This is a genomic window from Microbacterium sp. PF5 (assembly GCF_004794315.1).
Lineage (GTDB): Bacteria > Actinomycetota > Actinomycetes > Actinomycetales > Microbacteriaceae > Microbacterium > Microbacterium sufflavum.
Window position 1 is genome coordinate 22,984 of the sequence record NZ_SSDQ01000102.1, and the last position, 23,992, is coordinate 46,975.

Consider the following 23,992-nt stretch of genomic DNA (forward strand, 5'->3'; position numbering starts at 1 on the left):
TGCGCTCGCGGGAGGAGGACTCGTCCGGGGCTGTCAAGGCCCTGGGGCCGGCGCGGTGCGGGTGTAGGTTCCGCGCATGGAGACGATCAGAGTGGGTCTCGTCGCGGATCCGGCGTCGCCCACCGCCGTTGCGCGCCGGATGACCGGCCTCACTCCACCGCTCGCCGCCGAGGCCGACGGATGGATCGTCGAGCTCGTCGGCGAGCCGTTCACCCTCGGGTCGGAGGATGTCGACGTCGCTCTGGAGCGACTCCGCTCGCACGCCGATCAGCACGGGTGGGACCTCGTCATCGGCGTCACCGAGCTTCCGCTCCGCGACGACGACGGCCGCTATCTCCTGGCAGCGGTCCACCCTCGACGGCGCTCCGCCGTCCTGTCGCTTCCCGCACTGGGAGGGTTCCGGGTGCAGCGCCGCGCACGACACGCGGTTCGGGGCCTCGTGGACGGGATGGCTGAACCCGTCTCGCCGGAAGAGCAGCGCCTGCCGCTCCCCCGGCTCAGCGCCCGGGGGCGTGTGCTCCTGGGCATGGTGCTGGCCAACCGCCCGTGGCGGCTCGCCGCGGGTCTCAAATCGGCGCTCGTCGCCGCCCTCGCCACCGGCGCGGTGGCGACCATCGAGCCGACCGTGTGGTCTCTCGCCCTCTCGCTGTCGCCCTGGCGCCTGGTGGCGGCGACGGTGGCCTCGATCGCGATCATCATCGCCTGGATCGTGATCGACGGCAGGCTGTGGGACCGACCCGACGACGACTCGCCCGCGGCGCGGGAGCGATCCCGTCTCTACAACACCTCGACGCTGCTGACCCTCACCGTCGGGATCGTCATCTGCTATCTGACGCTCTACGTCGTGAACCTGGCGTGGGCGCTGTTCGTCCTCGACCCCGCGGTCATGAGTGAAGACCTCGGGCGGTCCGTCGAGTTCGGCGATCTGTTCGTGCTCACCTGGTTCGTCGCGTCGGCGGCGACTGTCGGCGGGGCGTTGGGCACCGGCCTGGAGTCCGACGAGGCGATCCGGGCCGCCACGTACTCCAAGCGCGAGGAGGAGCGCCGCGCCCGGTTGGCCGACGAGCGCGACGCCCGGTGACAACTGCCGGGTGCACGTCCACGCGGAAGGGCCCCGCCACCTGCTCATGGTGAGCGGGTCGCGGGGCCTATCGATCGTCGACGTCGGCCGGGGGACTCAGAAGTCCCAGTCGTCGTCTTCCGTGGCCTCGGCCTTGCCGATGACGTACGAGGAGCCTGACCCCGAGAAGAAGTCGTGGTTCTCGTCCGCGTTCGGGGAGAGCGCCGACAGGATCGCCGGGTTCACGTTGGTGACCGTCGAGGGGAACATCGCCTCGTAGCCCAGGTTCATCAGGGCCTTGTTGGCGTTGTAGTGCAGGAACTTCTTGACGTCCTCGGTGAGGCCGACGCCGTCGTAGAGATCCTGCGTGTACTGCACCTCGTTGTCGTACAGCTCGTAGAGCAGCGAGAACGTGTAGTCCTTCAGCTCGTCCTTGCGCGCCTGGTCGAGCGTCTCGAGCCCGCGCTGGAACTTGTACCCGATGTAGTAGCCGTGCACGGCCTCGTCACGGATGATGAGGCGGATGAGGTCGGCGGTGTTGGTGAGCTTCGCCCGGCTCGACCAGTGCATCGGCAGATAGAAGCCCGAGTAGAAGAGGAAGCTCTCCAGCAGGGTCGAGGCGACCTTGCGCTTGAGCGGGTCGTCGCCGCGGTAGTAGTCCGTGACGATCTGCGCCTTCTTCTGCAGGTTCGGGTTCTCCACCGACCAGCGGAACGCCTCGTCGATCTCCTTCGTCGAGCACAGCGTCGAGAAGATCGACGAGTAGCTCTTCGCGTGCACCGACTCCATGAACGCGATGTTCGTGTAGACGGCCTCCTCGTGCGGAGTGATCGCATCGGGGATGAGCGACACGGCGCCGACGGTGCCCTGGATGGTGTCGAGCAGCGTCAGGCCGGTGAACACCCGCATCGTGAGCGTCTGCTCGTCGGGGGTGAGCGTGTTCCACGACTGGATGTCGTTCGACAGCGGCACCTTCTCGGGCAGCCAGAAGTTGTTCACCAGGCGGTTCCAGACCTCGAGGTCCTTGTCGTCCTGGATGCGGTTCCAGTTGATCGCCTGCACGCTGTCGACCAGCTTGAGGGGTTCGTGCGGAGTCATTTCTCGTTGTTCCTTGGGGGTACGGAGGCCGGTCAGAGCATGCAGGAGACGCACTCGGTCATGTCGGTGCCCTCGAGCGCCAGCTGACGCAGGCGGATGTAGTAGATCGTCTTGATGCCCTTGCGCCACGCGTAGATCTGCGCCTTGTTGATGTCGCGCGTGGTGGCGGTGTCCTTGAAGAACAGCGTCAGCGACAGGCCCTGGTCGACGTGCTGCGTGGCCGCGGCGTACGTGTCGATGACCTTCTCGTAGCCGATCTCGTACGCGTCCTGGTAGTACTCCAGGTTGTCGTTCGTCATGAACGCCGCCGGGTAGTACACGCGACCGAGCTTGCCCTCCTTGCGGATCTCGATCTTCGACGCGATCGGGTGGATCGACGACGTGGAGTTGTTGATGTAGGAGATCGATCCCGTGGGCGGCACGGCCTGCAGGTTCTGGTTGTAGATGCCGTGCTCCTGGATCGACGCCTTCAGCGCGGCCCAGTCCTCCTGCGTCGGGATGTGCTTGCCGGCGAAGAGCTCCTTGACCTTCTCGGTATCGGGAACCCACGCGCGCTCGATGTACTTGTCGAAGAACTCCCCCGACGCGTAGGTCGAGTCCGCGAACCCGTCGAACGTGGTGCCGCGCTCGATGGCGAGGTTGTTCGAGGCGCGCAGTGCGTGGAACAGCACCGTGTAGAAGTAGATGTTCGTGAAGTCGATGCCCTCCTCCGAACCGTAGAACACGTGCTCGCGGGCGAGGTACCCGTGCAGGTTCATCTGGCCGAGGCCGATCGCGTGGGAGCGGTCGTTGCCGTCTTCGATCGAGCGCACCGAGCCGATGTGACTCTGGTCGCTGACCGCGGTGAGCGCGCGGATCGCGGTCTCGACCGTCTGGCCGAGGTCGTCGGCGTCCATCGACAGCGCGATGTTCATCGAGCCGAGGTTGCACGAGATGTCCTTGCCGATGCTGTCGTACGACAGGTCGTCGTTGTACGTGGTCGGCGTGTTCACCTGCAGGATCTCGCTGCACAGGTTGGACATGTTGATGCGCCCCTTGATGGGGTTGGCCTTGTTGACCGTGTCCTCGAACATGACGTACGGGTAGCCGGACTCGAACTGGATCTCGGCGACGGTCTGGAAGAACTCGCGGGCGTTGATCTTCGTCTTCTTGATGCGCGGGTCGTCGACCATCTCGCGGTACTTCTCGGTGACCGAGATGTCGCCGAACGGCACGCCGTAGACCTTCTCGACGTCGTACGGCGAGAACAGGTACATGTCCTCGTCGTTCTTGGCGAGCTCGAACGTGATGTCGGGCACAACCACACCGAGCGACAGCGTCTTGATGCGGATCTTCTCGTCGGCGTTCTCGCGCTTGGTGTCGAGGAACCGCATGATGTCGGGGTGGTGCGCGTTGAGGTACACCGCGCCGGCGCCCTGACGCGCGCCGAGCTGGTTGGCGTAGCTGAAGCTGTCTTCGAGCAGCTTCATGACGGGGATGATGCCGGACGACTGGTTCTCGATCTGCTTGATCGGCGCACCGGCCTCGCGGATGTTCGACAGGAGCAGGGCGACGCCGCCGCCGCGCTTGGACAGCTGCAGCGCGGAGTTGATGCCGCGGGCGATCGACTCCATGTTGTCTTCGATGCGCAGCAGGAAGCAGCTGACGAGTTCGCCGCGCTGCGCCTTGCCCGCGTTGAGGAACGTGGGGGTGGCCGGCTGGAAGCGACCGGAGATGATCTCCTCGACCAGGTTGACCGCGAGCTTCTCGTCGCCGTCGGCCAGGGCGAGGGCCGTCATCACGACGCGGTCCTCGAAGCGCTCCAGGTAGCGCTTGCCGTCGAACGTCTTGAGCGTGTAGCTCGTGTAGTACTTGAACGCGCCGAGGAACGTCTCGAAGCGGAACTTCTTGGAGTAGGCCAGGTCGTTGAGCTTCTGCACGAAGTCGAACGAGTACTTCTCGATGACCGCACCCTCGTAGTACTCCTTCTCCACGAGGTAGTCCAGGCGCTCACGGAGCGAGTGGAAGAAGACGGTGTTCTGGTTCACGTGCTGCAGGAAGTACTCCCGCGCGGCGCGCTTGTCGGCGTCGAACTGGATCTTGCCGTTCGCGTCGTACAGGTTGAGCATCGCGTTGAGGGCGTGATAGTCGAGCCCCTCGTATGCGGGGTTCACCTTGAAGGCCACCGTCTCGGTCACTGAAGTTCCCACCGTCGTTCCAATCCGTCGCTCACGCGATCCACGTCGTCCTGTGTGCCGAAGATCTCGAGCCGATACAAGTGAGGCACGTGGCACTTGCGGCTGATGATGTCGCCGGCGAGGCAGAACGCGTCGCCGAAGTTGGTGTTGCCCGCGGAGATCACTCCGCGGATGTGGCGCCGATTGCGCTCGTCGTTGAGGAACCGGATCACCTGTTTGGGCACCGCGCCCTTCTCGACGCCGCGCCCCGCACCCCCACCGTAGGTGGGGGTGACCAGCACGAAGGGCTCGTCGACCACGAGGTCTTCGTCCGTGCGGTGAAGGGGGATGCGTCGGGCGGGGAACCCGAGTTTCTCGATGAAGCGCGCGGTGTTACCCGACACGCTCGAGAAGTAGACCAGGAGCGGCGCTGCGGTCGCGACGGCGCTCATGGCCGGTCACGCCAGGCGGGAGGCGAGCTCGTCGATCTTGTCGGGACGGAAGCCCGACCAGTGGTCCTCGTCGGTGACGACGACCGGCGCCTGCATGTAGCCGAGCGCCTTGACCTGCTCCAGGGCCGTCGGGTCCTCCGACAGGTCGTGGATCTCGTACTCGATGCCCTTGGCGTCGAGGGCGCGGTAGGTGGCGTTGCACTGAACGCAGGAAGGCTTGGTGTAGACCGTGATCGACATCTGATTCCCCTCGAATCTCTGGTTTCTCCGGCAGGCCCCCGCCGGGATCTCAATACTACATATGGGTGCGGACATTCGGAGTGACCACAAGGGGTAGTAGTTACATCCGTGTAGTTTTTCCACCGCTCTCCACTGATACAACACAGGTTCTCCACCGTTTCTTCCACAGGCGGAGGTGCGCTCGCAGCCCTCCCGAACCGCGTGAAATCGCGGCTGGGAAGACGCTGGGAGAGATCCATCCACAGGGGGCACCGTACGCCGTGCCTCGGACATCCGAATGCCTGTGGAATTCGCTCTTCGGCGTGTCGCGGGCGTGTCGCGGCGTGTCGTCCCCGACGCCGTCTCCGCAGCCCCCTCGCGGGCCGGTACCGTTGTCGGGTGGCGGGCTATCGGGATCTCCTTCGCACGCCGGGAGTCGGGCGCATGATCGCCGCCCAGCTCACCGCGCGGTTCCCCAACGGGATGATGTCTTTGGCGATCCTGCTGCACGTCGAACAGCAGACCGGCTCCTACGGATCGGCCGGTCTCGTGCTCGCCGCGACCAGCGTCGGACAGGCCGTCGCCGGGCCGATCACCAGCCGCTGGATGGGCGCGTGGGGCATGCGTCGCGTGCTCACCCTCACCCTGACGGTGTGCGTGCTCGCCGTGCTCGGCCTGGCCGTCCTCCCGCTCTCGGTGCCGGGATACATGGCGCTCGGCATGGTCGCCGGGCTCTCCACCCCTCCCGTGCAGGCCGCTGTGCGCACGATCTACCCCAAGCTCGTCAACGCCGGTCAGCTCACCCCGCTCTTCTCGCTCGACGCCTCGCTGCAGGAGATCATCTGGGTGCTCGCCCCCGTCGTCATCACCCTTGTCTCCACCCAGATCGGCACGACCGAAGGGCTGCTGCTGGTCGCGATCGTGCTCGTGGGCGGCGGCGCGTGGTTCATCCTCTCCCCCGAGGTGGGGCGCGTGCGCATCCCGCGCAGCCGCAACGCTCTCGGCACGGTCGTGCTCAAGCCCCCCGTGCTGCTGGCCACCGTGATCGGCTTCCTCCTGATCGGCGCCTGCTCGGCCGTGGAGGTCGGCGTCGTCGCGACATTCGAGCACGGCAGCCTCGCGGCGGGCCTCATCCTCGCGGTGTTCTCGGCGGGCAGCCTGGCCGGAGGCCTCGCGTTCGGCCACATCCCGATCGGCCCGTGGGCCATGGCCCGACGGCTCCTCATCGTCACGGTCGGGCTCGCGCTCACCATGGTCATGCTCAACGTCTTCTGGCTCGGGGGCACCCTGATCCTGGCGGGCATCGGCATCGCCCCCGCGCTCGCGGTCCTGTTCGCCATCACGACCGCGAGCGTCAAGTTCAGCGAGACAGCGGAGGCCTTCGGCTGGGCGGGAACCGGGCAGCTGATCGGCGCCGCCGCGGGGTCCGCCGTCGCGGGCTTCCTCGTCGACGTCGGCGACTGGCGCGGCGCCTACCTCGCCGCCACGATCTTCGCCGGCGTCGGCCTCCTGGTCTCCATCGTCTTCGTCCGCGCCTTCCCCGACCTGCGTCACCGCGACGCGAGCCCGCATCCCGACACCGAACCCCTGGCGGTCACCCCCTCATGAGCCTCCCCGTCCCCTCCCCCGCGCCCGAGATCGTCTGCGTCGGCGAGTCGATGGCCCTGATCACCCCCACCGGCGCCCCCCTCGCGGACGCCGACACCGCGACCCTCACCCATGCCGGCGCGGAGGCCAACGTGGCGGTCGGCGTCGCGGCGGCCGGGCACCGCGCCGCCTGGGCCTCGCGCCTCGGCGACGACCCGCTGGGCGACCGTCTCGCCGGCGAGCTCGAGCGTCGCGGGGTCGAGCTGTGGGTCGAGCGCGACGGGGACGCGCCGACCGGGGTCATGTTCAAGGATCCCGGTGTCGAGTCGTCCGCGGTCTACTACTACCGGCGCGGATCCGCGGCCTCCCGCATGGCCCCCGGCTTCCTCGACGCCGCCCGGCTCGAGGGCGTGCGCATCGTGCACACCACCGGCATCACCCCGGCGCTCTCCGCCACCTGCCTGGCGATGGTCGATGCGCTGTACGCCGACGCCCGCGCCGCGGGAGCCACCGTGTCGTTCGACGTGAACGACCGCCGCGCCCTGTGGAGCCCGGAGGACGCGGCCTCGACGCTCGCGCGACTCGCGGACGCCGCCGACATCGCCTTCGTCGGCCGCGACGAGGCGGAGCGCATCTGGGGCACCGCGACACCGGCCGCGATCCGGGCGCACCTCCCCCACTGCGCGCTGCTCGTGGTGAAGGACGGCGACGTGGGCGCGACCGCGTTCGCGCACGACGCCGAGCCCGTGTTCGTCCCGGCCCCCACGGTGGACGTGGTCGAGCCGGTGGGAGCCGGCGACGCGTTCGCCTCCGGCTTCCTCGCGGCGACGCTCGAGGGCGAGGACCTCGCCGCACGCCTGGCCGCCGGGCACGCCGCCGCCGCCCGGGTCCTGCGGATCGCGGCCGACCTGCCCCCGCTGACCCGCGTCGGCTGAGCCCCGCCGGGCCGACCGGTGCCGCGGCCGCGGTCGTAGGCTGGTGCCATGCCCGCACCCCTCACCCTGCCCCGACGGTCGTGGGGCGATCCCGCGGCCGCGCGCCGCATTCTCCTCGTGCACGGACTCGGCTCGTCGGGCGCCCTCATGTGGCGCCTGGGCGATGCCATCGCGGCGACCGGAGCGGCCGCGACCGCCGTCGACCTGCGCGGGCACGGTGACGCCCCCCGCTCCCTCGACTACACCGTCGACGCGTACGCCGCCGACCTCGCGGCGACGGCATCCGACGGCGGAGGACCGTGGGACGCGGTCGTCGGCCACTCGCTGGGCGGCGCGGCCGCGACGGTCGCCGCCGCCGGCTCGCCGGACTGGACGCGACGCCTCGTGCTGATCGACCCCGCCCTCCACGTCGACGGACGCGACGCGGGCATCGTGCGGCGCAGCCAGGAACGGGCGTTCGCCGACAACCGGATCGAGGTCGTCCGGGAGGAGCACCCGCACTGGCACCCGCAGGATCACGAGCTGAAGATCGACGCCGTGCGGCGCGCGAGCGCCTGGGCCGTGGAGCAGACCAGCGCGCAGAACCAGCCGTGGGACGTACGCGCGCACGCCGCCCGTCTCACCGTCCCCACCCATGTCATCGGCGCCGATCCCGCCGTGTACAGCATCTTCGCGGGCGACCTCGCCGCCGAGGTGCTCGCCGGCAACCCGCGGATCACGATGTCGGTCGTGGCGGGCGCCGGGCACTCCCTTCATCGCGACCGGCCGGAGGAAGCGATCCGACAGCTCCTGGAGGCACTCGCATGACCGCGTTCGACCCGACCCGCTACCTCCCGGACGACCTCCTCGCGCGCATCCGCGAACGCGCGCCGATCCACGACCGCGAGAACACGTTCCCGCAGCAGGACCTCGACGAGCTCCGCGACGCCGGCTACCTGTCGATCCTGGTCCCGGTCGAGCGCGGCGGCGCCGGACTCGGGCTCGCCGAGGCCGCGATCCTTCAGCAGCGTCTTGCCGGCGCAGCCCCCGCCACGGCCCTCGCGATCAACATGCACCTGGTGTGGACCGGGGTCGCGAAGGTCTTCTCCGACCGGGGTGTTCCCGGGCTCGAGTTCGTGCAGGACGGCGCGGTCGCCGGCGAGGTGTTCGCGTTCGGCATCAGCGAGGGCGGCAATGACCTCGTGCTGTTCGGCAGCGACACGGCCGCGGTGCCCGACGCCGACGGGGGCTACGCGTTCACGGGCACCAAGATCTTCACCTCGCTCGCGCCCGTCTGGACCAGGCTCGGACTGCACGGCCTCGACACCACCAGCGCGGACGCCCCGAAGCTCGTCTTCGCGTTCGTCGAGCGGACCGACGCCGTCACCACCTCGGACGACTGGGACACGCTCGGCATGCGCGGCACCCAGAGCAGGACGACGCGGCTCGACCGCGCCGTCGCCGACGCGGCGCACGTGGTCCGGCGGATCGACCAGGGCCCGAGCGCCGACCCCATCGTCTTCGGCATCTTCTCGGTGTTCGAGATCCTGCTGGCCTCGGTGTACACCGGCATCGCCCGCCGTGCCCTCGAGCTCGCGGTCGCGACCGCGCAGACCCGTCGCTCCAAGAAGAGCGGCGCCGCCTACAGCCAGGACCCCGACATCCGTTGGCGCATCGCCGACATGGCGATCGCCTACGACGCGCTGCCGCCCCAGATCGCCGCGCTCGCGCGCGACGTGGACGAGCGCGTCGACCACGGGCCGCGCTGGTTCCCCGCCCTGTCCGGCCTCAAGCACCGTGCCGTGACGATGGCCAAGAGCGTGGTCGACGAGGCGATGCTGGTGGCGGGTGGCGGGTCCTACTTCTCGGGGAACGAGCTCTCCCGGCTGTACCGCGATGTGCTCGCCGGGATGTTCCATCCGTCCGACCCCGAGTCGGCGCACGCGACCGCGGCCAGCGCCTGGCTCGGACCCGTGGAGGCCTGACCGAACGCACGGATCGTGCAGGTCGGTCACTCAGATTCGACGGATCCGGTTGTCCATGACCGCCGCCAGTGCCAGGATCGCAGCATGGCACCGGCGAAGAAGAACTCCGCCCTCGACGCGATCTCCAAGACCATCATCGAGCTGCTGCAGGACGACGGGCGTCGCTCCTACTCCGACATCGGCCGCGTGGTGGGCCTCAGCGAGGCCGCGGTCCGCCAGCGCGTGCAGCGGCTCACCGAGACCGGCGTGATGCAGATCGTCGCGGTCACCGATCCGATGCAGCTCGGCTTCCACCGCCAGGCGATGATCGGCATCCGTGTGGCCGGGGACGCCCGGCACGTGGCGGAGGCGATCGCGGAGATCGACGCCGTCGACTACGTCGTCATCACGGTGGGCTCATTCGACGTGATCGTCGAGGTCGTGTGCGAAGACGACGACCACCTGCTGGCCCTCGTGAACGACGTGATCCGTCCGATCGACGGCGTGCTGTCGACCGAGACGTTCATCTACGCGAAGCTGCAGAAGCAGCTCTACAACTGGGGGACCCGATGACCTCGCGCTCCGTGCCGTCCGCGTCCGCGCTGCAGTCCATGGCGAAGGATCACCTCTGGATGCACTTCACCCGCCAGTCGACCATGGCGGACTCCGGCGTGCCGATCATCGTCCGGGGCGACGGGCACCGCATCTGGGACGTCGAGGGCCGGGAGTACATCGACGGTCTGGCGGGACTGTTCGTGGTGAACGCGGGACACGGCAGGCGCCGGCTCGCCGAGGCCGCGGCGGCGCAGGCGTCCGAACTGGCCTTCTTCCCGCTGTGGTCGTACGCGCACCCCGCGGCGATCGAGCTCGCGGACCGGCTGGCGGACGAGGCGCCCGGCGACCTCAACCGCGTGTTCTTCTCCACGGGCGGCGGCGAGGCGGTGGAGACGGCCTTCAAGCTCGCGAAGCACTACTGGAAGCTGCAGGGGAAGCCCGCCAAGCACAAGGTGATCTCGCGTGCCGTCGCGTATCACGGCACCCCGCAGGGGGCCCTCGCGATCACGGGGATCCCCGCCATGAAGGCGATGTTCGAGCCGGTCACACCCGGCGGGTTCCGCGTGCCCAACACCAACTTCTATCGCGCGGCCGAGATGGGCGCGCCCGCCGACGACCTCGAGGCGTTCGGGCGCTGGGCCGCCGACCGCATCGAGGAGATGATCCTGTTCGAGGGTGCGGACACCGTCGCGGCCGTGTTCCTCGAGCCGGTGCAGAACTCGGGCGGCTGCTTCCCCCCGCCGCCCGGCTACTTCGCCCGCGTGCGCGAGATCTGCGACCGGCACGACGTCCTGTTGGTGTCAGACGAGGTGATCTGCGCGTTCGGACGGCTCGGGCACACCTTCGCCTGCACGGGGCTGGGGTATGTGCCCGACATGATCACGTGCGCCAAGGGCATGACCAGCGGCTACTCCCCCATCGGCGCCACGATCGTGAGCGACCGCGTGTACGAGCCGTTCGCGCAGGGCGATGTCTCCTTCCCGCACGGCTACACGTTCGGCGGCCACCCCGTGTCGGCCGCGGTGGCCCTGGAGAACCTCGCGATCTTCGACGAGGAAGGGCTCAACGCGCACGTGCGGGAGAACTCGCCGGTGTTCCGCGCGGAGCTGGAGACACTGCTCGACCTCCCGCTCGTGGGAGACGTGCGCGGCGACGGGTACTTCTTCGGCATCGAGCTGGTCAAGGACACCGCCACGCGGGAGACGTTCGACGAGGAGGAGTCGGAGCGGTTGCTGCGCGGCTTCCTCTCGCCCGCACTGTTCGAGGCCGGGCTGTACTGCCGGGCGGACGACCGCGGCGACCCGGTCATCCAGCTCGCCCCGCCGCTGACCGTCGGACCCGCGGAGTTCCGCGAGATCACGCAGATCCTGCGGGACGTGCTCACGCGGGCGCAGGCGGTGCTCTGAGCCACGACGTGCGGCGTCAGGAACGTTCTCGGGCTCCGCGGGGCCGCGCCAGCAGCGCGATGTGCAGCGCCGCCAGCACCTCGCCGTCGTCGAGGTCGACGGCGAGCAGATCTGCGATGACCGCGAGCCGCTGGTAGAACACGGAGCGGGACAGGTGGCTCGCCGTCGCGGCCGCCGACCGGTTCCCCGGGTGGGCGACGAGCGCGGCGAGCACGTCGAGCAGATCCCCGCGGCGCTCCCGGTCGTGGCGGATCAGCGGCGCGAGCATGCGTTCGCCGTGCTCTTGCAGTCGGCGGTCATCGCCGAGCGCCGCCACCAGCTGCGCCAGCGGACGGTCGGCCACGCGGCGCACGGTGTCGGCGGCGTCCTCCGGGGCCCGGGCGGCGAGTTCCAGTGCAGCCCTGGTGGACGCGAGGAGGCCGCGCACATCGTCGGCCGGCTGACCGATGACCACCGCGACCGCGGGGCCGGCGATGCGGCGCGCGGCGGCGTCGCTCAGACCTCCGGCTGGTGGGACGACGAGAAGCACGACCGCGTCGTCGCGTCGGGCGGCGAGCGCGGCCACCCCTTCCGCGGTCGCGCGGGCTCGGATACTCTCCGCCGCCTCGGTCGTGCGCACGACCACGCCGCACGCCGGACGCCCGCCCACGTCGAACCCCAGTCGGGCGAGCCGTGCCGCGACATCGTCGACGCGTACGAACCGCGACCCCAGCAGGTCGTCGATCAGCGTGCGATGCGCGAGCACCGTCCACTCTGCCGCTCCGTCAGCGAGGCATCCGAACGCGAGCGCGGTGGCCCCCAGCTCCAGGACCGTGAGCCGACCGGCCGGGTGCGGGGGCCCCACGAGTGCCGTGAGCGACCCCCAGCGCACACCCCTCGCCTGCACGGGTACCCGCTCGGACGCCCCGTCGGCGGCCAGCGCGAGCACCTCGGCGACCGGACGGGACAGCGCTTCGGTGGCGATCACCTCTCCCGCCAGGTTCTCCAGCACGACCGGCGCGTCGAGCGCGCCGGCCGTCTCGGTCACGATCACGTCCGCCGGGGCTCCCCGCAGGCTGAGGGCCGTGAACAGCTCGTGCAGTCGCTGCCGTTCGCGCAGGGCCGCCGTCTGCGCGTCGATCAGTGCGCGGTGCACGGCCTCCGTCACGGTGACGAACTTGACCTCTCCGGCCAGCGCGACCAGGGCGAGCGACGCCTCCGCGCACGCCTCGACCACGGCGTCCGGCACGCGCGGCATCCGGTCGCCGAGCTCCACCACGACCCCGGAGACGCCGACCGCGGCCAGCTCGCGCACGAGCGCGCGCAGCGAGCGGGCGTCGCGCGGCCAGGCGGCCGCCGTGGTCAGCAGCAGCTCTCCCCCGTCGAGCAACCGCGCGACCCCGGCACTGTCGGACGCGTGCACCCAGCGCACGCCCGCGTCCAGCGCCGCGCCGCCCACGAGCACGCGCGGCGCACCGTCCTGCACCACGGGGAGCGCGACCACGTCCGCGACGCGCAGCAGCGGCGATCCGTGTCGCTCCGGACGATCTGTCTCGGACGGGGAGAACTCCCGACGTTCTGACACTCCGCATCTCCTGCCGGCTCTGTGACCATGGACTCGCACCCAGCGTAGCGAGCGCCGGTCAGAGTGTCCGGTCACGCGCATCACCCAGCGGAGGAACCGTGGACATCGTCCGACACATCATCGACGGCAGCGAGACCGCGGCGGCACGCCGCACCGCCCCCGTGTACGACCCCGCGACCGGCCGGATCACGAAGCAGGTGGCGCTCGCCGACGCCACGGAGGTCGAGGCCGCCGTCGCCGCCGCGGCAGCGGCGCTCCCCGCGTGGCGGGCCACCAGCCTGATCAAGCGCGCCGACGTGTTCTTCCGGTTGCGGCAGCTGCTCGCCGACCGCACGTCCGAGCTCGCGGCGATCGTGACATCCGAGCACGGCAAGGTGCTCTCCGATGCGGCGGGCGAGGTGTCGCGCGGCATCGAGAACGTCGAGTTCGCCGCCGGGCTCGTGCACCTGCTCAAGGGCGAGCGCAGCGAACAGGTCGCCCGCGGCGTGGACGTGCACTCCGTCAAGCAGCCGGTCGGTGTCGTGGCGGCCATCACCCCGTTCAACTTCCCGGTCATGGTGCCGCTGTGGATGGTCGCGTCCGCGATCGCGTGCGGCAACACGGTCGTGCTCAAGCCCAGCGAGAAGGACCCCTCCGCCGCGGTCTGGCTCGCGAAGCTGTTCCGGGAGGCCGGGCTCCCCGACGGCGTGCTCAACGTCGTGCACGGCGACCGGGAGGCCGTCGAGACCCTGCTCGACTCGCCCCGCGTGGATGCGGTGAGCTTCGTCGGCTCGACACCCATCGCGCGCTCGATCTACCGGCGGGCGTCGGCCGCGGGCAAGCGGGTGCAGGCGCTCGGCGGCGCGAAGAACCACATGGTCGTGATGCCCGATGCCGACCTCGACGCCGCGGCCGACGCGGCCGTGTCCGCCGCCTACGGCTCCGCGGGTGAACGCTGCATGGCGGTGTCGGTGCTGGTCGCGGTCGGCGACGTGGCCGACGACCTGGTGGCCGCGGTCGCCGCACGCATCGGCGGACTCCGGATCGGCCCCGGCACCGACGCCGCGAGCGACATGGGGCCGCTCATCACGCGCGAGCACCGTGACGCGGTCGCCTCGTACGTGCACGGCGCACCGGCGGAGGGCGCGACGGTCGTCGTCGACGGCACGCGGCAGGAGTTCGACTCCGACGGGTTCTTCCTCGGCGTGAGCCTGCTCGACCATGTGCGTCCCGGCATGGCCGCGTACGACCAGGAGATCTTCGGCCCGGTGCTGTCGGTCGTCCGTGTGGACACCTACGCCGACGCGGTCGCCCTCGTGAACGCCAACGCCTACGGCAACGGCACCGCGATCTTCACGCGCGACGGCGGCACCGCCCGCCAGTACGAGTTCGACGTCGAGGTCGGCATGGTGGGGGTGAACGTGCCGATCCCTGTACCGATCGGCGCGTACTCGTTCGGCGGATGGAAGGACTCGCTGTTCGGCGACTCCCACATCTACGGTCCCGAGTCCATCCACTTCTACACCCGCTCGAAGGTCGTCACGACTCGCTGGCCCGACCACACCCCCTCCCAGATCGACCTGGGCTTTCCGAGCAACCACTGACCACCGCGACCGGAAGGCACGACTCATGACCACCTACACCGATCGGCACGGCGCCACCCTTCCCCTGCCCGATGCGGCGGCCGACGCGCGCGTGCGTTCCGACGACCGCTCGCACGTCTTCCACTCCTGGAGCGCGCAGGCCGCGATCGATCCGCTGCCCGTCGCCGCGGGGCACGGCTCCACGTTCTGGGACTACGACGGCAACGCCTACCTCGACTTCTCCAGCCAACTGGTCAATCTGAACCTCGGTCACCAGCACCCCGACCTCGTGGCCGCCATCCAACGGCAGGCGGGGCGGCTCTCGACCATCCAGCCGGCCATGGCCAACGATGTCCGCGGCGAACTCGCCCGGCTGATCTCCGAGGTGGCGCCCGACGGCTTCGAGAAGGTGTTCTTCACCAACGGCGGCGCCGAGGCGAACGAGTACGCGGTGCGCATGGCACGCCAGTCCACCGGGCGCCGCAAGGTACTGTCGATGTACCGCAGCTACCACGGCTCCACGTCGACCGCGATCTCGCTCACGGGCGACCCCCGCCGCTGGGCGAACGACACCGCCGACGCGGGAGCCGTGCGCTTCTTCGGCCCGTACCTGTACCGCTCCCCGTTCCACGCCGAGACGCCGGAGCAGGAGGCCGAGCGCGCCCTCGCCCACCTGGAGCAGACCATCCAGCTCGAGGGACCGCAGACGATCGCGGCGATCATCATCGAGACGGTCGTCGGCACGAACGGCGTGCTGGTGCCGCCGCCCGGCTACCTCCCGGGGGTGCGCGAGCTGTGCGACCGCTACGGCATCGTCTACATCGCCGACGAGGTGATGGTGGGGTTCGGACGCCTGGGCGAGTGGTTCGGCATCGACGCGTTCGGCGCGCAGCCCGACCTCCTCACCTTCGCGAAGGGCGTGAACTCGGGCTACGTGCCCCTCGGCGGTGTCGTGATCTCCGACCGCATCGCCCGCGCGTTCGACACGATGCCGTTCGCGGGCGGGCTCACGTACTCCGGGCATCCGCTGGCGTGCGCGGCCGGCGTCGCGACGTTCGAGGTGTTCCGCCGGGACGGGATTCTGGAGCGCGTCCGCGACCTCGGCGAGCGCGTCGTCGAGCCGACCCTGCGCTCCTGGGTCGAACGGCACCCGTCCGTGGGCGAGGTGCGGGGGCGCGGGCTGTTCTGGGCGGTTGAGCTCGTGCGGGATGCGGAGACCAGGGAGCCGTTGGTGCCGTTCAACGCCGCGGGTGCCGACGCTGCGCCCATGGTCGCGTTCGCCGCGGCCGCTCGACGCGCAGGGGTCTGGCCGTTCACGCACTTCAACCGCGTGCACGTCGCGCCGCCGCTGGTGATCGAGGAGGAGGAGCTGCGGCGCGGGCTGCGGGTGATCGACGAGGCGCTGGCCGTGGCGGACGAGGTGGCCGCCGGCTGAGGAGCCGGGCGGCCGGCGGGGCTACTTGGAGTCGAAGTCGAACGCCTTGAGCAGTTCCAGGACGGCCTTGTCGCGCTCCTCGCCGCCCTCCTCGAACATGTGGGTCACGTGCGTGCGCAGGTGGTTCTCGAGCAGCAACCGGTTGAGAGACTCGAGGGAGCGCTGGATCGCCCGGGACTGCGTGATGATGTCCATGCAGTACTCCTCGTTCTCGATCATCCGCGCGACGCCGCGCATCTGACCCTCGAGGATGCTCGTGCGATGCAGGGCGCGCTTCTTGATGTCTTCGATCACGTATCGAGGGTACTCGCCCCGTGAAAGGATGACGTCATGCCGCGAACACCCACGACGCTGCTCTCCCTCGCCGATCAGGAACGGCGGCGAGCGCTGCGGCGGATGAAGGCCGTCGCCCTCGGCGCCCTGCTGTTCATGGCCCTCGCGTTCGTGATCGCCTTCGCGTTCCAGGAACGCGTCGGCTGGCTCTCCTACGTGCGCGCGGCGGCCGAGGGTGGCATGGTCGGTGCTCTCGCGGACTGGTTCGCGGTCACGGCGCTGTTCCGTCGCCCCCTGGGGCTGCCCATCCCGCACACGGCGATCATCCCGAACCGCAAGGACGAGATCGGCCGTACGCTCGGCGAGTTCGTGGAGACGAACTTCCTGGCCGCCGACGTGGTGCGCACGAAGCTGTCGACCACCGCGATCGCGCGCCGCGCCGGCGAGTGGCTGCGGGAGGAGCCCCATGCGGAACGCGTCGCCGCGGAGGGCGCGACGATCGCGACGGCGGTGCTCAACGCCCTGAGCGACGACGACGTCCGTGACCTGCTCACGGATCTCGCCCGTGAGCACCTGGTGGCGCCGGAGTGGGGTCCGCCCGCCGGTGCCTGGCTGGAGAAGATCGTCGAGTCCGAGGCGCACCACGGCGCCGTCGACCTGGCGGCCGACAGCATCGAGCGCTGGCTGGAGGCCAACGCCACCTCGTTCACCGGGCTCGTGTCGCGACGCCTCCCCGGCTGGGTTCCGAAGCTCGCGCATCGGTTCGTCGACGACACGGTGTACAACGAGGCCCTCAAGTTCGTGCGCGCCGTGCAGGCCGATCCGCACCACCCGGCACGCCTGGCCGTCGACGGCTATCTGGCCCGGCTGGCCGACGCCCTGCAGAACGACCCGGCGACCCGCGCGAAGCTCGAGAGCGCGAAGGCGTCGCTGTTCGACAGCCCCCGGGTGGGAGCGCTGGCCGCCGAGGCCTGGAACACCGCGAAGAACGGACTGCTCACCTCGCTCGCCGATCCGGAGAGCGGACTGCGGAGCCGGGCGGTGCAGGCGCTGCAGGAGGTGGGCGAGCGCCTCACCACGGACGCCGCCCTGCAGCGTCGCGTCGACACCTGGGTGTCCGACGCCGCGGTCTTCCTGGTCGAGCGCTACCGTCATGACATCGCCTCGATCATCACCGACACCGTGGAGCGCTGGGACCCCGCCGAGACCACCGAGAAGATCGAGCTGATGGTGGGCAGGGACCTGCAGTACATCCGCCTGAACGGCACCGTGGTGGGCGCGCTCGCGGGCCTGGCGATCTTCACGCTCGCGCACGCCCTGATCCCGGGAGTCTGACATGGCACTGTCCCACGACCCGCTCTGGCCCCGTGCCGGATCCTGGCCCGCGTTCGGTGCCGCGGCCGACGCCGTGCTGCTGGGCGTGCCGACCTGGCGCACCTCGCTGTCGCCCACCGGAGCGCACGCCACGCCCGCCGCGATCCGCGAGGCCCTTCCCCGCTACGGCACCGCGCTGATGGGTCCGCCGACCCGCGACCTGAACGAGCTGCTGCGCATCACCGACGCCGGTGACATCGCCGAACCGGACGGGCCCGCGGGGGAGGCGGAGGTGATCGCCCGCGTGCGAGAGCTCTCGGAGGCGGCGGAGCTCGTGGTCGCCCTCGGCGGAGACAACTCCCTCACGTACCCGGTCGCTCTCGGTGCGCGGGCCACGGGGCTCATCACGTTCGACGCGCACTTCGACCTCCGCGACGGCGTGTCCAACGGCAGCCCGGTGCGGCGCCTGGTCGAGGACACCCCGGTGGCGTCGCTCCTGCCGACGACGCGGCTCGACCCCACCAGGGTCGTGCAGATCGGGATCGCGGACTTCGCGAACTCGGTCGCCTACGCCCGGCGCGCGGCCGAGTGGGGCATCCGGGTGATCACGCTCGACGAGCTGCGGCGGCGGGGTGCCGCCGACGTGGTGACCGAGGCGCTGGAGGTCGCGGGGGCGGGCGCCGACCCGCGCGTGCACCTCGACATCGACGTGGACGTGTGCGACGGCGCCGTCGCTCCCGGCTGTCCGGCGAGCGTCCCCGGTGGGCTGCAGGCGTGGGAGCTCCGCGCCCTCACGCGTGCCGTGGCGTCGGATCCCCGCGTCGTGAGCGCCGACATCGCCGAGGTCGACGCGACCGCCGATGCCGCCGACGCCCGGACGGTGCGACTCGCTGCCCTGTGCGTGCTGGAGCTGCTGACCGGGCTCGCGCTCCGGCGATGAGGTTCGTGCCGGCGAGGGCGGCGAGGGTGTCCGCGGCGGACGCTGTCCGCTCCTGAGCCGGAGCGCGGGCGGTCAGCCGACCTCGACGCCGTCCTTCCACACCCGGTGCACGAGCGGAACGCCGGGGCGGTAGGCCAGGTGCACGCGGCTCGGCGCCTCCAGCAGCACCAGGTCCGCGCGTGCACCCGGTGCGAGCGTGCCGATGTCGTCTCTGCGCAGGGCGCGGGCGCCGCCGGCCGTGGCCGCCCACACCGCTTCCGCCGGGGTCATGCCCATATCGCGCACGGCCACGGCGATGCAGAACGGCATCGACGAGGTGAAGCTCGACCCCGGGTTGGTGTCGCACGCGAGCGCCATGATCACCCCCGCATCGAGCAGTCGTCGCGCGTCCGGGTACGGCTGACGCGTCGAGAACTCCACCCCGGGCAGCAGGGTGAGCACGGTGTCGGATCCGGCGAGCGCCGCCACGTCCGCATCGGTCAGGTAGGTGCCGTGGTCGATCGACGCGGCGCCGAGCTCGACGGCGAGCTGCACCCCCGCGCCGGGGCCGAGCTGGCTGGCGTGCACCCGCGCGCCCAGTCCCCGGGCGATGCCGGCTTCCAGCACGCGCCGCGACTGCGCGGTGGTGAAGGCGCCGGTCTCACAGAACACGTCGATCCACCGGGAGTGCGGCGCACAGGCGTCGAGCATGGGACCCACCACCAGGTCCACGTACTCGTCGGCGCGATCCGCGTACTCCGGTGGCACGACGTGCGCTCCGAGGAACGTGACCTCGGGCGTGATCTCGGCGGCGAGCCGCACGAGCCGTTCCTCGTCCTCGACGCTCAGCCCATACCCGCTCTTGATCTCGACGGTCGTGGTGCCCTGCGCGAGCATCTCGTCGCGGAACCGCCGCAGCCGCAGCCGCAGCTCGGCGTCCGTCGCGGCCCTGGTCGCGGCCACGGTGGAGCGGATGCCTCCGGCGGTGTACGGGCGCCCCGCCATGCGGGCCTCGAACTCGGCGGCGCGGTCGCCCGCGAACACGAGGTGGCTGTGGCTGTCGACGAACCCGGGGATCACGGCACGTCCGGCAGCGTCCACGACCTCGAGGTCCGCCAGCCCGGCGGTGCGCGCCGCGGCATCGCCAGCGGGGCCCGTCCAGACGACACGCCCCTCGTCGAGGAGCACAGCTGCGTCGACGGCGGTACCGCAGGGATCGCGGTCGCTCACGACGTTCGTGGTGAGTTCGCCGATGCGGGTGATGAGCGTGGGCATGCGGTCTCCTGGGTCCGGGCGGCTCAGAGCATCGGGATCGTCAGGCCGCGCTCGCGCGCCACCTCGCGGGCGTGCTCGTACCCGGCGTCCACGTGCCGCATCACGCCCGTCCCCGGGTCGTTCGTCAGCACACGCGCGAGCTTCTCGGCCGCGAGGTCCGTGCCGTCCGCGACGGTCACCTGGCCCGCGTGGATCGAGCGCCCGATGCCGACGCCGCCGCCGTGGTGGAGCGACACCCAGGAGGCGCCCGAGGCCGTGTTGAGCAGCGCGTTGAGCAGCGGCCAGTCGGCGATCGCGTCTGAGCCGTCCTTCATCGCCTCGGTCTCGCGGTACGGCGACGCCACCGACCCGGCGTCGAGGTGATCACGACCGATCACGATCGGCGCGGAGAGCTCCCCCGAGGCCACCATCTCGTTGAACTTCAGCCCGGCGAGGTGCCGTTCCTGGTAGCCGAGCCAGCAGATGCGTGCCGGGAGGCCCTCGAACTGCACGGAGGACCCGGCCTTGTCCAGCCAGCGACGGAGGGCGGTGTCCTGCGGGAACAGCTCGGCGATCGCGCGGTCGGTCTTCGCGATGTCGGCGGGGTCGCCGGAGAGCGCAACCCAGCGGAAGGGCCCTCGACCCTCCTCGAACTGGGGACGGATGTAGGCGGGTACGAACCCGGGGAACGCGAACGCGCGGTCGAATCCGCCGAGCTCGGCTTCCGCGCGGAGGGAGTTGCCGTAGTCGAACACGGCCGCCCCGTCGTCGAGGAACCCGACCATCGCCTCGACGTGCGCCGCCATCGACGCCCGCGACCGTCGGGTGAAATCCTCCGGGTCCCGCGCGGCTTCTGCTCGCCAGTCCGCCACGGATACGCCGACGGGCAGGTAGGCGAGCGGGTCATGCGCGCTGGTCTGATCCGTCACGATGTCGATGGGCACTCCGCGGCGCCGCAGCTCGGGGAAGATCTCGGCGGCGTTGCCGACCACGCCCACGGAGCGCGCCTGTCCTGCGTCCTTCGCGGCGACCGCTCGGGCGACGGCGGCGTCGAGGTCGTGCGTGTACTCGTCGAGGTAGCCGTGTTCGACGCGACGCGCGAGCCGGGTCTCGTCCACGTCGACGATCAGCACGGCCCCCTCGTTCAGCGTCACGGCGAGGGGCTGCGCGCCCCCCATTCCCCCGGCGCCGGCGGTCAGCGTGAGAGTGCCGCGCAAAGAATCGCGTCCGAGCGAGCGGGCGACGGCCGCGAACGTCTCATACGTCCCCTGCAGGATCCCCTGCGTGCCGATGTAGATCCACGACCCCGCGGTCATCTGCCCGTACATGGTGAGCCCGAGCTCCTCCAGCCGACGGAACTCGGGCCACGTGGCCCAGTCGCCCACGAGGTTCGAGTTCGCGATGAGCACGCGGGGCGCCCACTCGTGCGTGCGGAACACGCCGACCGGCTTGCCCGACTGCACGAGCAGCGTCTCGTCGGGCTCGATCTCGTCGAGCGTGCGGACGATCGCCTCGTATGCGGCCCAGCTGCGCGCCGCGCGGCCCGTCCCGCCGTAGACCACGAGCTCTTCGGGGTGCTCGGCGACCTCGGGGTCGAGGTTGTTCATGAGCATGCGCTTGGCGGCTTCCGCGCCCCAGCTCTTGGCGGTGCGGGTGTTCCCTCGCGGTGCGCGGACGGTGCGGCTCTTTGGTTCGACGGTGTCACTCATGCATGTGCTCCTTTGCGATGCGGGCGACCTGGCCCGACTGGACGAGTGCGGTCACGGCTTCCATGTCCGGCGAGAGGTAGTGGTCGGGGCCCGGACCGGCGGCGACGGTTCGCACGAGGTCGCGGACGGCGCCGGTCGCGGCTCCGGCCTCGAGGGGCGCGCGCAGATCGAGGGCTCGCGCAGCCGTGAGGATCTCGATCGCGAGCACGCGCGACAGTCCATCGATCGCACGGCGCAGCTTGCGGGCGGCCGCCCAGCCCATCGAGACGTGGTCCTCCTGCATCGCCGACGACGGGATCGAGTCGACCGAGGCGGGCACGGCCAGGCGCTTGAGCTCGGAGACGATGCCCGCCGCGGCGTACTGGGCGATCATGAGGCCCGAGTCCACGCCCACCTCCGCGGCCAGGAAGGGCGGCAGTCCGTGGCTGCGCGCGGGGTCGAGCGCGCGATCGGTGCGGCGCTCCGACACCGAGGCGACGTCGGCGACCGAGATGGCCAGGAAGTCCAGCACGGCGGCGACGGGTGCGCCGTGGAAGTTGCCGTTGGACTCGATGCGGCCGTCGAGGGTGATGACAGGGTTGTCGATCACGCTGGAGAGCTCACGCAGCGCGATCGTCTCGGCGTGCGCGACCGTGTCCCGGGCGGCCCCGTGCACCTGCGGAGAGCACCGGAGGGAGTAGGCGTCCTGCACACGTCCGTCCTCCGGCCCCTTGTGGCTGGCCACCATGGGCGAGTCGGCGAGCAGCGCGCGAAGGTGTGCCGCCGAGATCGACTGTCCCGCCTGCGGACGCAGCGCCATCAGGTCCGCAGCGAAGACGGCGTCGGTACCGAGCTGCGATTCGATCGACATCGCCGCGGCCACGTCAGCCGTGAGAAGAAGTGTGTCGAGGTCGTGCAGGGCCAGCGCCAGCATGCCGAGCATGCCGTCCGTGCCGTTGATCAGCGCGAGGCCTTCCTTCTCGACCAGTGTCAGCGGAGCGATCGCCGCGGCAGCCAGGGCGTCGGCGGCGGGGAGGAGAGTCCCCTGCGCGTCGCGCACGTCCCCCTCCCCCATGGTCGCGAGCGCGATGTGGGCGAGGGGCGCCAGATCGCCGGAGCAGCCGAGGGAGCCGTACTCGCGCACGACCGGTGTGATGCCGGCGTTGAGGAGCGCCGCGTACGTCTCCACCACCGCGGGCCGCACCCCGGTGCGACCGGAGGCGAGGGTCTGCAGGCGCAGCAGCTGCAGTCCGCGGACCACCTCGCGCTCGACCTCCGGACCGGTACCGGCGGCGTGCGAGCGGATCAGACTCGCCTGCAGCTGCAGACGACGCTCGGGCGCGATGAACGTCGTGGCCAGCGCGCCGAAGCCGGTCGACACCCCGTAGTGCGGGTGCGGATCCGACGCGAGCCCGTCGATCACACGACGGGTCTCGGCCACCCGCTCCAGGGCCTCGGCGGGAACGATGACGGGTGCTCCGTGACGAGCCACGCGGACGACATCCGCGAGAGACACGGGACCGCGACCGACGACGACGGGGGTGGAAGAGCTCATGGATCCGATTCCACACCCGACCGCCCCGTCGCGCGGTGTCTTCGTGAGATCCTGTGTCTGTGATCCCAGACAGCAGCGAGCGCGCCGTGGCCGGTACGAGCGTGCCGGCCGCCGACCAGACGCTGCGGATCCTGAGCCACCTGGCCACCCGTCCGGCGCCGGTCGCGGCGTCGGCGATCGCGCGCGAGCTCGGGCTTCCGCGGTCCACCGTCTATCACCTGCTGAACACGCTGGCCGCCCGCGGCTTCGTGATCCACCTTCGCGACGACCAGCGGTGGGCCCTCGGCACCGCCGCGTTCGAGCTCGCGGGCGGGTATGCCCGACAGCAACCGCTCGCCCGTCTCGGCCGGCCGATCGTCGCGGCGCTCTCCGACCGCCTGGGAGAGAGTGCGCACCTCGCCGTGATGAGCGGCAGTGACGTGCTGTACATCGTGGAAGAACGTGCAGCCCGGCGCCCGGCCCTGGTCACCGATGTCGGCGTGCGCCTCCCCGCTCATCTCACGGCGACGGGCCGTGCCATGCTCGCCGCGCTGCCCCGTGAACAGATCAGGGCGCTGTATCCCGGGCCCTCGGCGTTTCCGGACCGGACGGGTCGCGGTCCTCGTCGGCCGTCGGAGCTGCGTGAGCTGCTGCGGGAGGTGAGGGAGCGCGGGTACGCCACGGAGGACGGCGAGGTCGCGGACGGCCTGCGGTCCGTCGGTGCCGTCGTCGCGGATCGCACAGGATGGCCTGTCGCTGCGGTGGCGGTCACCTGGGCCGGCGACAGCCGTGACGCACCGCAGGACGGCCGCGACGCAGCACTGGCCACGGAGGTGCGCGAGGCTGCAGCGCTTCTCGAGGCCCGCACGACGCGTTGAGGCCGTGCCCTGCGCGCGCAGGTTCGGCGGCGCGGCCCGTTAACGCAAGGCGGCGCGGCCCGTTAACGCAAGAAGGCCACCCAGCATTGGGTGGCCTTCTCGACTAAAAGGAGTCCGGCGGTGTCCTACTCTCCCACAGGGTCCCCCCTGCAGTACCATC

The 23,992-nt window shown here is 70.7% G+C and carries 21 protein-coding genes; 12 read left to right on the forward strand and 9 right to left on the reverse strand.

Annotation, left to right across the window (positions count from 1 at the left end):
- The first annotated feature begins 76 nt into the window (after positions 1-76).
- Positions 77-1,081, forward strand: coding sequence for a hypothetical protein (locus DW297_RS07945; RefSeq protein ID WP_240744553.1), 1,005 nt, complete (start codon positions 77-79; stop codon positions 1,079-1,081).
- A gap of 96 nt (positions 1,082-1,177) precedes the next feature.
- Here the strand turns inward: DW297_RS07945 and nrdF are convergent, their stop codons facing one another.
- The 4 genes from nrdF to nrdH are packed head-to-tail and all read right to left on the reverse strand — an operon-like array spanning position 1,178 to position 5,006.
- Entirely contained in the window at positions 1,178-2,158 is a 981-nt protein-coding gene (nrdF, locus tag DW297_RS07950) for a class 1b ribonucleoside-diphosphate reductase subunit beta (protein WP_136031130.1), read from the reverse strand.
- 32 nt (positions 2,159-2,190) lie between these two features.
- Positions 2,191-4,335: a class 1b ribonucleoside-diphosphate reductase subunit alpha gene (gene nrdE, locus DW297_RS07955; protein ID WP_136031132.1), complete on the reverse strand. Its 2,145-nt coding sequence runs from the start codon at positions 4,333-4,335 to the stop codon at positions 2,191-2,193.
- Positions 4,332-4,766: a class Ib ribonucleoside-diphosphate reductase assembly flavoprotein NrdI gene (nrdI, locus tag DW297_RS07960; RefSeq protein WP_136031133.1), complete on the reverse strand. Its 435-nt coding sequence runs from the start codon at positions 4,764-4,766 to the stop codon at positions 4,332-4,334. Before nrdI ends, nrdE begins: the two co-directional genes overlap by 4 nt.
- 6 nt (positions 4,767-4,772) lie before the next feature.
- On the reverse strand, positions 4,773-5,006 hold the full coding sequence (nrdH, locus tag DW297_RS07965) for a glutaredoxin-like protein NrdH (RefSeq protein ID WP_017202656.1): 234 nt from the start codon (positions 5,004-5,006) through the stop codon (positions 4,773-4,775).
- 423 nt (positions 5,007-5,429) lie between these two features.
- Here nrdH and DW297_RS07970 point away from each other — a divergent pair, with 423 nt between their 5' ends.
- The 6 genes from DW297_RS07970 (at position 5,430) to DW297_RS07995 (ending at position 11,411) form a co-directional block, all read left to right on the forward strand.
- Positions 5,430-6,593, forward strand: coding sequence for an MFS transporter (locus DW297_RS07970; protein WP_136031136.1), 1,164 nt, complete (start codon positions 5,430-5,432; stop codon positions 6,591-6,593).
- Positions 6,590-7,507 carry a sugar kinase gene (locus DW297_RS07975; RefSeq protein WP_136031138.1) on the forward strand — a complete coding sequence of 306 codons (918 nt, stop codon included), beginning with the start codon at positions 6,590-6,592 and terminating at the stop codon, positions 7,505-7,507. The genes DW297_RS07970 and DW297_RS07975 overlap by 4 nt, the downstream gene beginning before the upstream one ends.
- A gap of 48 nt (positions 7,508-7,555) precedes the next feature.
- The gene (locus tag DW297_RS07980) at positions 7,556-8,314 is read left to right on the forward strand and encodes an alpha/beta fold hydrolase (RefSeq protein ID WP_136031140.1); all 759 of its coding nucleotides are present in this window, start codon (positions 7,556-7,558) and stop codon (positions 8,312-8,314) included.
- Positions 8,311-9,471, forward strand: coding sequence for an acyl-CoA dehydrogenase family protein (locus DW297_RS07985; protein WP_136031142.1), 1,161 nt, complete (start codon positions 8,311-8,313; stop codon positions 9,469-9,471). Before DW297_RS07980 ends, DW297_RS07985 begins: the two co-directional genes overlap by 4 nt.
- Before the next feature lie 84 nt (positions 9,472-9,555).
- Positions 9,556-10,023, forward strand: a complete 468-nt coding sequence (locus DW297_RS07990) for an Lrp/AsnC family transcriptional regulator (protein WP_136031144.1) — start codon at positions 9,556-9,558, stop codon at positions 10,021-10,023.
- Complete coding sequence (locus DW297_RS07995; RefSeq protein WP_136031146.1) at positions 10,020-11,411, forward strand: aspartate aminotransferase family protein; 1,392 nt, start codon at positions 10,020-10,022, stop codon at positions 11,409-11,411. Before DW297_RS07990 ends, DW297_RS07995 begins: the two co-directional genes overlap by 4 nt.
- Before the next feature lie 16 nt (positions 11,412-11,427).
- Here the strand turns inward: DW297_RS07995 and DW297_RS08000 are convergent, their stop codons facing one another.
- Positions 11,428-12,975, reverse strand: a complete 1,548-nt coding sequence (locus DW297_RS08000) for a PucR family transcriptional regulator (protein ID WP_240744554.1) — start codon at positions 12,973-12,975, stop codon at positions 11,428-11,430.
- 98 nt (positions 12,976-13,073) lie between these two features.
- On the opposite strand from DW297_RS08000, the gene DW297_RS08005 reads away from it, so the two are divergent.
- The gene (locus tag DW297_RS08005) at positions 13,074-14,558 is read left to right on the forward strand and encodes a CoA-acylating methylmalonate-semialdehyde dehydrogenase (RefSeq protein WP_136031148.1); all 1,485 of its coding nucleotides are present in this window, start codon (positions 13,074-13,076) and stop codon (positions 14,556-14,558) included.
- A gap of 25 nt (positions 14,559-14,583) precedes the next feature.
- Positions 14,584-15,972, forward strand: a complete 1,389-nt coding sequence (locus DW297_RS08010) for an aspartate aminotransferase family protein (RefSeq protein WP_136031150.1) — start codon at positions 14,584-14,586, stop codon at positions 15,970-15,972.
- A gap of 21 nt (positions 15,973-15,993) precedes the next feature.
- Here DW297_RS08010 and DW297_RS08015 read toward each other — a convergent pair whose 3' ends face one another.
- Entirely contained in the window at positions 15,994-16,266 is a 273-nt protein-coding gene (locus DW297_RS08015; protein WP_045255889.1) for a metal-sensitive transcriptional regulator, read from the reverse strand.
- Positions 16,267-16,302: 36 nt separating this feature from the next.
- On the opposite strand from DW297_RS08015, the gene DW297_RS08020 reads away from it, so the two are divergent.
- On the forward strand, positions 16,303-17,580 hold the full coding sequence (locus tag DW297_RS08020; RefSeq protein ID WP_136031152.1) for a DUF445 domain-containing protein: 1,278 nt from the start codon (positions 16,303-16,305) through the stop codon (positions 17,578-17,580).
- Between the two features lies 1 nt (position 17,581).
- Entirely contained in the window at positions 17,582-18,499 is a 918-nt protein-coding gene (locus tag DW297_RS08025; RefSeq protein ID WP_136031154.1) for an arginase family protein, read from the forward strand.
- 72 nt (positions 18,500-18,571) lie between these two features.
- Here the strand turns inward: DW297_RS08025 and hutI are convergent, their stop codons facing one another.
- The 3 genes from hutI to hutH are packed head-to-tail and all read right to left on the reverse strand — an operon-like array spanning position 18,572 to position 22,975.
- Positions 18,572-19,753, reverse strand: coding sequence for an imidazolonepropionase (gene hutI, locus DW297_RS08030; RefSeq protein ID WP_136031156.1), 1,182 nt, complete (start codon positions 19,751-19,753; stop codon positions 18,572-18,574).
- Between the two features lie 23 nt (positions 19,754-19,776).
- Entirely contained in the window at positions 19,777-21,441 is a 1,665-nt protein-coding gene (gene hutU, locus DW297_RS08035; protein WP_136031158.1) for a urocanate hydratase, read from the reverse strand.
- On the reverse strand, positions 21,434-22,975 hold the full coding sequence (hutH, locus tag DW297_RS08040) for a histidine ammonia-lyase (protein WP_136031160.1): 1,542 nt from the start codon (positions 22,973-22,975) through the stop codon (positions 21,434-21,436). Before hutH ends, hutU begins: the two co-directional genes overlap by 8 nt.
- A gap of 53 nt (positions 22,976-23,028) precedes the next feature.
- On the opposite strand from hutH, the gene DW297_RS08045 reads away from it, so the two are divergent.
- Positions 23,029-23,832, forward strand: coding sequence for an IclR family transcriptional regulator (locus DW297_RS08045; protein WP_240744555.1), 804 nt, complete (start codon positions 23,029-23,031; stop codon positions 23,830-23,832).
- Positions 23,833-23,992 lie beyond the last annotated feature (160 nt).